Origin of the sequence: Streptomyces sp. NPDC056600 (assembly GCF_042792855.1) — a bacterium.
In the GTDB taxonomy this organism is placed as follows: Bacteria; Actinomycetota; Actinomycetes; order Streptomycetales; family Streptomycetaceae; genus Streptomyces.
This window is the reverse complement of record NZ_JBHTVQ010000036.1, coordinates 1-8837: the sequence shown is the minus strand read 5'-3', so window position 1 is coordinate 8837 and position 8837 is coordinate 1. Positions and strand designations below refer to the sequence as shown.

General features: G+C 70.0%; 7 protein-coding genes. 6 read left to right on the top strand and 1 reads right to left on the bottom strand.

Annotation, left to right across the window (positions count from 1 at the left end):
- Positions 1-204 precede the first annotated feature (204 nt).
- Positions 205-1566 (top strand): OFA family MFS transporter, encoded by a 1362-nt coding sequence (locus tag ACFRAV_RS18915; RefSeq protein ID WP_382556957.1) that lies wholly within the window; start codon positions 205-207, stop codon positions 1564-1566.
- 281 nt (positions 1567-1847) lie between these two features.
- Here ACFRAV_RS18915 and ACFRAV_RS18910 read toward each other — a convergent pair whose 3' ends face one another.
- Entirely contained in the window at positions 1848-2912 is a 1065-nt protein-coding gene (locus ACFRAV_RS18910; RefSeq protein ID WP_382556955.1) for a LacI family DNA-binding transcriptional regulator, read from the bottom strand.
- Positions 2913-3133: 221 nt separating this feature from the next.
- Here ACFRAV_RS18910 and ACFRAV_RS18905 point away from each other — a divergent pair, with 221 nt between their 5' ends.
- From ACFRAV_RS18905 to ACFRAV_RS18885, 5 genes are all read left to right on the top strand, one after another.
- Positions 3134-4855 carry an ABC transporter substrate-binding protein gene (locus ACFRAV_RS18905; RefSeq protein ID WP_382556952.1) on the top strand — a complete coding sequence of 574 codons (1722 nt, stop codon included), beginning with the start codon at positions 3134-3136 and terminating at the stop codon, positions 4853-4855.
- A gap of 168 nt (positions 4856-5023) precedes the next feature.
- Positions 5024-6019 (top strand): ABC transporter permease, encoded by a 996-nt coding sequence (locus ACFRAV_RS18900; protein WP_382556949.1) that lies wholly within the window; start codon positions 5024-5026, stop codon positions 6017-6019.
- Complete coding sequence (locus ACFRAV_RS18895) at positions 6016-6981, top strand: ABC transporter permease (RefSeq protein ID WP_382556947.1); 966 nt, start codon at positions 6016-6018, stop codon at positions 6979-6981. Before ACFRAV_RS18900 ends, ACFRAV_RS18895 begins: the two co-directional genes overlap by 4 nt.
- Positions 6982-6985: 4 nt before the next feature.
- On the top strand, positions 6986-7927 hold the full coding sequence (locus ACFRAV_RS18890) for an ABC transporter ATP-binding protein (RefSeq protein ID WP_382556945.1): 942 nt from the start codon (positions 6986-6988) through the stop codon (positions 7925-7927).
- Positions 7927-8814: an ATP-binding cassette domain-containing protein gene (locus ACFRAV_RS18885; RefSeq protein ID WP_382556943.1), complete on the top strand. Its 888-nt coding sequence runs from the start codon at positions 7927-7929 to the stop codon at positions 8812-8814. Before ACFRAV_RS18890 ends, ACFRAV_RS18885 begins: the two co-directional genes overlap by 1 nt.
- The last annotated feature ends 23 nt before the right edge of the window (positions 8815-8837 follow it).

Sequence of the window (8837 nt, the reverse complement as noted above, 5' to 3'; positions counted from 1 at the left end):
GGCGCCGCCGCGGGGCCCGGCGCGCGGGGGGACCCTTGCGCCCGGGTACCGACGCGGGCGGGTACGGGGTGGTGGTCGTTGGGGGGGTGTGGTGGGGGGGGGGCGGGGGGGGCGGCCGCCCGCCCCGGGACCCGTGCGCACACGGAAGGCCTTGGACAGGGGGCGCCGGCAAGAGCTTTCGAACGCAAGGGGTGCTAAGGGACGATGACAGCCACCGACGATCTCGCAACACCACTCCCCTACCGGGAGGTCACGGACGCCAACGGACGTGTCTACCGGCTGGGCGAGTCCGACATCGACATCATGGGCCGCAAGCGGATCTGGATGGTCGTCCTGCCCTGGGTGGGCATGATGGGCATCTCCTCCGCCGAGTACGCGTTCGCGTCGGCCGAGGACGCGCTGCACGCGGCGCACCACTGGGACAGCGGGGCCATCTACTGGATGATGACCGTGTGGGTCTTCTTCCAGGCCGCGGTGGCGTTCCCCGCGGGAAGGCTCCGGGAGAGCGGCCGTCTGCCGGCCCGTTCGGCGATGATGCTCGGCGCGGTCGGCACGCTGCTGGGCTACCTGTCGCTGGCGTTCTCACCGCACGTCCTCCTCGCCTTCATCGGCTTCGGGATGTTCAGCGGCATGGGCGCGGGCATGGTGTACGCCACCTGCGTCAACATGGTGGGCAAGTGGTACCCCGAGCGCCGGGGCGGCAAGACGGGCTTCGTGAACGGCGGCTTCGCGTACGGCTCGGTGCCGTTCGTCTTCATCTTCACCGGCTTCATGGACGTCGGGAACTTCCAGTGGGTACTGACTCTGGTCGGCCTCTTCCTCGCCGCCGTGGTGGGCTTCGCCGGCTCCTTCTTCAAGGACCCGCCGAAGAACTGGTGGCCGGCGGAGGTGGATCCGCTCAACCCGCCGGACGACCCGCGCGCCCGGCGCTCGCTGGCGAAGAACCCGCCGGCCGTCAAGCAGTACAGCCCCATGGAGGCCTGGAGGACCGGGCGGGTGGCGTTGATGTGGTTCTGTCTGGCCTGCACCTCCGGGGTGAACATCTTCGGCATCGCGTTCCAGGTCGACATCGGCCAGGAGGCGGGGTTCGCGGCGGGGATCGTGGCGACCGCCATGTCCCTCAAGGCGGTCGTCAACGGCACCGGCCGGGGCGTCATCGGCTGGCTGTCGGACCGTATGGGCCGCAAGCAGTGTCTGCTCGCCGTGTGTGTCGTCCTGGGTCTCGCGCAGTTCGGGATCATCTGGTCGGCCGGCATCGAGTCGCTGCCGCTGTTCCTCGTCTTCTCGGCCATCTCCGGCTTCGGCGGGGGCGCCATCTTCCCGATGTTCGCCGCGATGACGGCCGACTACTTCGGGGAGAACAACAACGCCACCAACTACGGCATGGTGTACAGCTCCAAGCTGGTGTCCGGTCTGGGCGCGGGCATGGGGTTCATGGTCGTCGACGCGTGGGGGCTCGACGGCGCCTTCACCCTGGCGGGCTGCATCTCGTTCTTCGCCTGCTTCGTCGCGCTCTTCCTCTCCCCGCCGGGCCGTGAGCGGCGCGGCCTGATCAGCATCCGGTAATCCGGCGGGGCGCCGAGGGCCGCAGCCCGGGGGTGCCTGACGTTCCCTCCCCGCACCGTCGCACCACGCACCACGCGCCACCGCACTCCCCACCGCCGCTCCGCCGGCCCCGTCCGGCGCCGCGGAAGAGCCCTGCCGGACCCCGGCGGGGCTCTTCCGCTTCCCGGCAGGGTGCCCGAGCGTGCCGGGGCACGACCGGACGGCCTCACGCTCAGGGCTCCGCGAATAGGGCTCCGCAGCCTGGGCTCTGCGGTCAGGGCTCCAAGCTCAGGCCTCCACGCTCAAGGCTCCGCGGTCACCGGCGAGGACGGTACGGCCGCGGCGCCCGCCACCGCCGGCCCCGTGCTGCCGCGCGGCAGCAGCCGCGCGGGCTCGTCCTCGAGGCACTCGGCCCAGCCCTCCTCGACCTGGGTGAGGAGGGTGCGGACGGCGTGCCTGCCGTAGGCGGGGATGTCCCGGTTGAGGGCGGTGATGCCCGGGCGGACGACCCTGGTGAGCTGGGAGTCGTCCCAGGCGACCAGGGACAGTTCCCCGGGGACGCTCAGCCCCAGTTCGTCGGCGACCGACAGCCCGGCGACCGCCATGATGTCGTTGTCGAAGACGATGGCGGTCGGGCGGTCGGGCCGGATGAGCAGGCCGCGGGCCGCCCGGGCGCCCGCCTCCCCGGAGTAGTCGGTGTGCACGATGGCCGGCTCCCCCATGCCCAGTTCGGCGCAGACCGCCCGGTGGGCGCGGTCGCGGCGTGCCGTGTGGTCGAGGTCGCGCAGTCCGGCGACCCGCGCGACCGAACGGTGGCCGAGGGTGTGCAGGTAGCGCAGGGTCTGGCCGAGCGCGGCGGCGTCGTCGGACCACACCGAGGGCAGCCCGCCCGCCGCCTCCGGGTGGCCGATCGCCACGGCGGGCAGGCCGAGTTCGCGGATCAGCGCGATCCTCGGGTCGTCGGTGCGCAGGTCGGTCAGGAGCACGCCGTCGATCCGGCCCTCGCCCCACCAGCGGCGGTGGACCTCCATCTCCTGCCCGGCGTCGGCGACGAACTGCAGCGTCAGCGCCTTGCCCTGGGCGGCGAGCTCGTCCTGCATGCCGCTGATCAGGCCCATGAAGAACGGTTCCGCCCCGAGGAGCTGGGCGGGCCGGGAGGAGACCAGTCCGACGGCGTCGGCCCTGGCCCGGGTGAGGGCGCGGGCCGCGCTGTTGGGACGCCACCCGATCTCCCGGGCGATCCGCTTGATCTCGGCCCGGGTCCCCGGCGAGACGCCGGGCCGGTCGTTGAGCGCGTACGAGACCGCGACCTTGGAGACGCCCGCTCGTCGCGCGATGTCCTCCATGGTGGGGCGACGCCTGGACATGTGACCTCGCTTAACCGCTTCATATGGGTGCCGTCATCGTAGCGGCAGCGCCGCACGTCCAGACCTGCCCGGTGCGGACATCGACGTAAACAACTTCCGTGTAACGAAGCCACGGGAGCGCTCCCGTCCCCCCTTGACACCGCCGCCGGTCGGGCCGAGACTTCCGCCACTTACCCGGTTCAGTTGCTCCGCCCGAGGACGGGCGGGGAGGGAGTTGACCGATGCGCACTCGAGCGCGGCTCATCGCTCTGGCGGCCGTGGGCGGCATGGTCGTCACGGCGTGTACGGGCGGGGGTTCCTCCACGACCCCGGACGGAAAGGGAGTTCAGGGGGGACTTCCGAGGAACGAGACCCTCTACACCAGCGGCACCCAGTGGGGGCCGCCGGCCAACTACAACCCCCTGCACAACTGGGACCATGCCACCGGCACCAAGGGGCTGGCGTACGAGACGCTGTTCCACTTCGACCCGAAGGCCGGCGAGCTCAAGCCGTGGCTGGCCGAGGGCGGGGAGTGGAAGGACGACAAGACCTACGAGGTGAAGCTGCGCTCGGGCATCACCTGGTCGGACGGCAAGCCGATGACCGCCAAGGACGTCGTCTTCTCCTACGAGATCGGCAAGCTGGAGGCCGCCTCGTTCCACACCCTGTGGGACTGGCTGTCCAAGGCGGAGGCCGTCGACGAGCAGACCGTGCGCTTCTCCTTCAAGGAGGCGCGCTACCAGGAGTGGGACTTCACCCTCTACGGGCAGCCGATCGTGCCGGAGCACGTGTGGAGCAAGCTCTCCGAGGAGGACGTCCTCAACGGCGTCAACGACAAGCCGGTGGCCTCCGGCGCGTACAAGCTCAAGAGCCACTCCCAGGACCGCGTGGTGTGGGAGCGCCGTGACGACTGGTGGGGCGTGAACGCGCTCGGCATGAAGCCGGCGCCCAAGTACATCGTCGACATCTCCAACCCGAGCAACGAGGTCGTCATCGGCCAGATCGGGCAGGGGCAGCTGGACCTGAGCAACAACTTCCTCCCCGGCGCGGCCCAGATGATCAAGGGCGGCAAGGCCGTCTCGTACTACGACAAGCCGCCCTACATGCTGTCGGCCAACACCGCCTGGCTGGTGCCCAACACCAAGCGCAAGCCGATGGACGACGCCGCGTTCCGCAAGGCGCTGGCGTACTCGATCGACATCGACAAGATCGTCACGGGCGTCTACGGCGAGCTGGTGCGACCGGCCGACCCGACCGGTCTGCTGCCGCAGTGGGACGCCTACATCGACAAGGGCCTGACCGCGAAGAGCGGCTTCTCCTACGACACCGCCAAGGCCAAGGACCTGCTGAAGGGGGCGGGTTACAAGGACACCGACGGCGACGGACTGGTGGAGAACAAGAACGGCAAGAAGCTGAAGCTGAAGCTGATCGTGCCCTCCGGCTGGACCGACTGGATGGAGGCGGCGAAGGTCATCGCGGAGAGCGCCAAGGCCGCCGGCATCGACGTGAGCACCGACTTCCCGGACCAGAACGCGCTGACCGACATGCGCGGCAAGGGCGAGTTCGACCTGGTGATCAACAACGAGCGCCAGCTGTCCAACACCCCGTGGACGTACTACGAGTACATGTTCCAGCTGCCGGTGCGCGAGCAGCAGAACACGGTCAACTTCGGCCGCTACGAGAACAAGGAGGCGTGGAAGCTCGTCAACGAGCTCGGCGGCGTGAAGACCGACGACGAGGCGGGCATGAAGGAGGCGGTCTCCAAGATCCAGGAGATCCAGCTCGAGGAGATGCCCGTCATCCCGCTCTGGTACAACGGCCTGTGGTCCCAGTCGACGACCGGCACCTGGACCAACTGGCCCTCGGAGAAGGGCGACAACCCGCACGCGCCCACTCTGTGGCGCAACTGGCTGGAGCTGGGCGGCTTCGAGGCGCTGACCGGCCTGAAGCCCGCGAAGAAGTAGTCCCGCGGACGTAGTTCCCGCGGCCGCGGCGGCCGCCGGACGCCCCCTCCCCCCGGACGCACCGGCGGGGGCGGGGCGCCTCCGGGCGGCCGCCCGGCGCCGACCTCCCCGTCTTCCCGGCTCTCCTGTTCCCGGCTCTCCTGCCTCTCCTGATCCTGGAGTTCACCCTTGCGCCGCTACTTCGCCCGCAAGCTCCTCGTCTACGTCCTCACCTTCGTCTTCGCCGTCACGGTGAACTGGCTGATCCCCCGGTTCATGCCCGGTGATCCCGTCTCCGCGATGATCTCCCGGGCCCGGGTCTCGCAGCCGGAGGCCGTGGAGCACATGCGGGCCTACTACAACGAGCTGTTCGGCTTCGACCGGCCCGTCTGGGAGCAGTACCTGCACTTCTGGTCGTCGCTGCTCCAGGGCGACTTCGGCATCTCGATCTGGGTGTTCCCGCAGCCGGTGAGCGAGATCATCCTGGGTGCGCTCCCCTACACGCTCGCGCTGATGATCCCGGCCATCCTGCTCAGCTGGTTCGTCGGCAACTGGCTCGGCGCGCTGGCCGCCCGACGCAAGCTGCTGGACAACACCGTGCTGCCGGCCGGCTATCTGCTGACGGCCATGCCGTACATGTGGATCGCCGTCCTGCTGGCCTGGGTGTTCGGCGCGCGGGCGGGCTGGTTCCCGGTCTCGGGCGGCTACAGCCTGGACATCGAGCCGTCGTGGAGCTGGCTCTTCTTCACCGACGCGCTGCACCACTGGGTGCTGCCCTTCCTGTCCATGTTCCTGGTGGCGCTGGGCGGCTGGGCCATCGGCATGCGCAACATGATCATCTACGAGCTCGAGGCGGACCACTCGTCCTACCTGGCCGCGCTGGGCGCCCCGCAGCGGCTGATCCGCCGGTACGCCTTCCGCAACGCCGTCCTGCCGCAGATCACCGGGCTGGCGCTGCAGTTGGGCGTCCTGGTGGCCGGCGCGCTGGTCACGGAGATCGTCTTCAACTATCCGGGCCTGGGCAGCCTGATCCTCGCGGCGATCCAGAACCGCGACTTCTTCCTGCTGCAGGGCACCTTCCTCTTCATCGTGATCGGTGTGCTCATCGCCAACTTCCTCATCGACCTCGTCTACGTGATCGTCGACCCCCGGACCCGGACCGGCATGGCGGGAGGCCAGTCATGAACGCGATGCCCCCACTCGGCGAACCGGCCTCCGAGCCGGTCGCGACCACGCAGAGCGCTCCCGACGCGGTTCCGGGCCTCGCCTCCGCGGCGGCCGAGCCGTCGGCTCCGCTCAGTCCCACCCGCGAGACCCTGCACTACGCGGTCCGCAATCCCAAGCTGCTGATCGGCCTCGCCGTCGTCCTGGTGCTGCTGCTGACCGGCCTGCTGGGCCCGCTGCTGCTGGAGGGCAAGGACCCCAATGCCTATTCGGGCGCCCAGGGGGTGGGGCCGAGCGGCGAGCACTGGTTCGGCACCACGACCTTCGGGCAGGACGTCTTCGCGCAGTTCGTGCACGGCCTGCGCGCCACCTTCCTGGTCGGCGTGATCGGCGGCGGCATCGCGGCCGTCGTCGCCATGCTGGTCGGCTTCTTCGCCGGCTACCGGGGCGGTGTGCTCGACGAGGTGCTCACGATGCTGACCAACATCGTGCTGGTCATCCCGTCGCTGGCTGTGCTGCTGATCGTCAACGCCTACCTCGGCGTGCGCAGCGTGCCGGTGCAGGGCCTGTTCATCGGCCTGACGTCGTGGCCGTGGGCGGCGCGGGCGATCCGCGCCCAGACGTTCAGTCTGCGCACCCGCGACTTCGTGGATCTGGCCCGGCTCAGCGGCAGCCGCACCTGGAAGATCATTTTCCGGGAGATCGCGCCGAACATGAGCTCCTACCTGTTCATGACGTTCATCCTGCTGTTCGGCGGTTCCATCCTCATCGCCTCCTCCCTCGACTTCATCGGCCTCGGCCCCACCGACAGCGTGTCGCTGGGCCTGATGCTCCAGAGCGCACAGCAGTGGAGCGCGCTCCAGCTCGGCATGTGGTGGTGGTTCGTGCCGCCGGGTGTGGGCATCACCGCGGTCGTCGGCGCGCTGTACGTCGCCAACGTGGGTCTGGACGAGGTGTTCAACCCCAAGCTGAGGGAGTCGTAAGCACATGACCCTGACCGTCGACGACCTCCGGGTCCACTACCGCACGCTGCGGGGCGACGTTCGCGCCCTGGACGGCGTCAGCTTCTCCGTCGACGACGGCGAGATCCTCGGCCTGGTCGGCGAGTCGGGCTGCGGCAAGACCACGCTCGGCAAGTCGCTGATCCGCATGGACGGCCGGATGCGCCACGTGGGCGGCACCGTCACCCTCGACGGGGACGACGTCCCGGTGGGCGACGACCGCGCCATGAACGCGTTCCGCTTCCGCCGCATCTCGCTGGTCCCGCAGTACTCGATGAGCGCGATGAACCCCACGCGCCGCATCGGCCGGATGATCCGCGAACTCCTCGCCTCGCGCGGGGCCTCGGTGGACACCGGGGAGCTGCACCGGCGTCTGGCCCTGGTGGGTCTGAAGCCGGAGGTCCTGGACCGCTACCCCATCGAGCTGTCCGGCGGCATGAAGCAGCGCACGGTGATGGTCATCTCCACGCTGCTCGACCCCTCGCTGCTGATCGCGGACGAGGTGACCAGCGCCCTGGACGTCTCCAACCAGAAGGCGGTCGCCCACGCCCTGGTGGGCCTGCGCGACCAGGGCCTGGTCACCAGCATGGTGTTCATCACCCACGACCTCGCGCTGACCTCGCACATCGCCGACACGATCATGGTGATGTACGCGGGTCTGCTCGCCGAGAAGGCGCCGTCGAAGGTCCTCACCAGCGCGCCGCGTCACCCGTACACCCGTCGGCTGCTGGCCGCGCTGCCGGAGGCGGGCGTGCGCCGCTCCGAGGGCCGCCTGTCGGGCATCGAGGGCAGTCCGCCCTCGCTGCTGTCCCCGCCCACCGGGTGCCGGTTCCGTGCCCGGTGCCCGCTGGCCGACGACCGGTGCGCCGAGCAGCCGCCGGTCGTCGAGGTCGCCCCCCGTCACCACGTAGCGTGCTGGAAGGTCTGATGCTGACACTCGACCGCGTCACCAAGACGTTCCGGACCGGGACCTTCTCCGGCAGTTCGGTCACCGCCGTCGACCGGGTCTCCTTCACCGTCGGGCGGGGGGAGGTCGTCACCCTGCTCGGGGAGAGCGGCAGCGGCAAGTCGACCCTGGGGCGCATGATCCTGGGCCTGACCCCGGTGACCGAGGGCTCCCTGACGCTGGGCGGCGAGCCGGTGCGCTCGGGCCGGGAGTACTACCGCCGGGTGCAGGGGATCTTCCAGGACCCGTTCAGCTGCTTCAACCCCGTCTTCAAGGCGGACCGGGTGTTCGCGCTGGTGAAGGATGCCTACTACCCGAGGCTGTCCGCCGCCGACTGGCGCGGCCGGGTGGAACGGGCCGTGCGCGACGTGCGGCTCGATCCGGGGCAGGTGCTGAACAAGTACCCGCACCAGCTCAGCGGCGGCCAGCTGCAGCGCCTGCTGATCGCCCGGGCGCTGCTGCTCGACGGACTGGAGTTCCTGGTCGCCGACGAGATCACCAGCATGCTGGACGCCTCGACCCGGGTCGACGTGCTCAACCTGCTGGGCGACCTGCGCGAGCGGGGCCTGGGCGTCCTGTACATCACGCACGACCTCGCCCTGGGCACCTACCTGGCGGAGCAGACGGTGGTGCTGCGGGGCGGGCGGATCACCGAGCGGGGGGCGACCGAGAAGGTCTTCGGCAACCCGATGCACCCCTACACCCGGCACCTGCTGGCCGCCGTCCCGCGGCTGGGGGTGGAATGGGCCGACGCCGAGCCGGTGGAGAGCTGCGTCTTCCACGACGCGGGCGCCGAGGGTGAGTTGTACGAGGCCGAGCCGGACCACTTCGTGGCCTGCGCGCAGCTTACGGGGTGCCCCGGGCACTGAGCACTCCCCCGTACCGTCCGGCC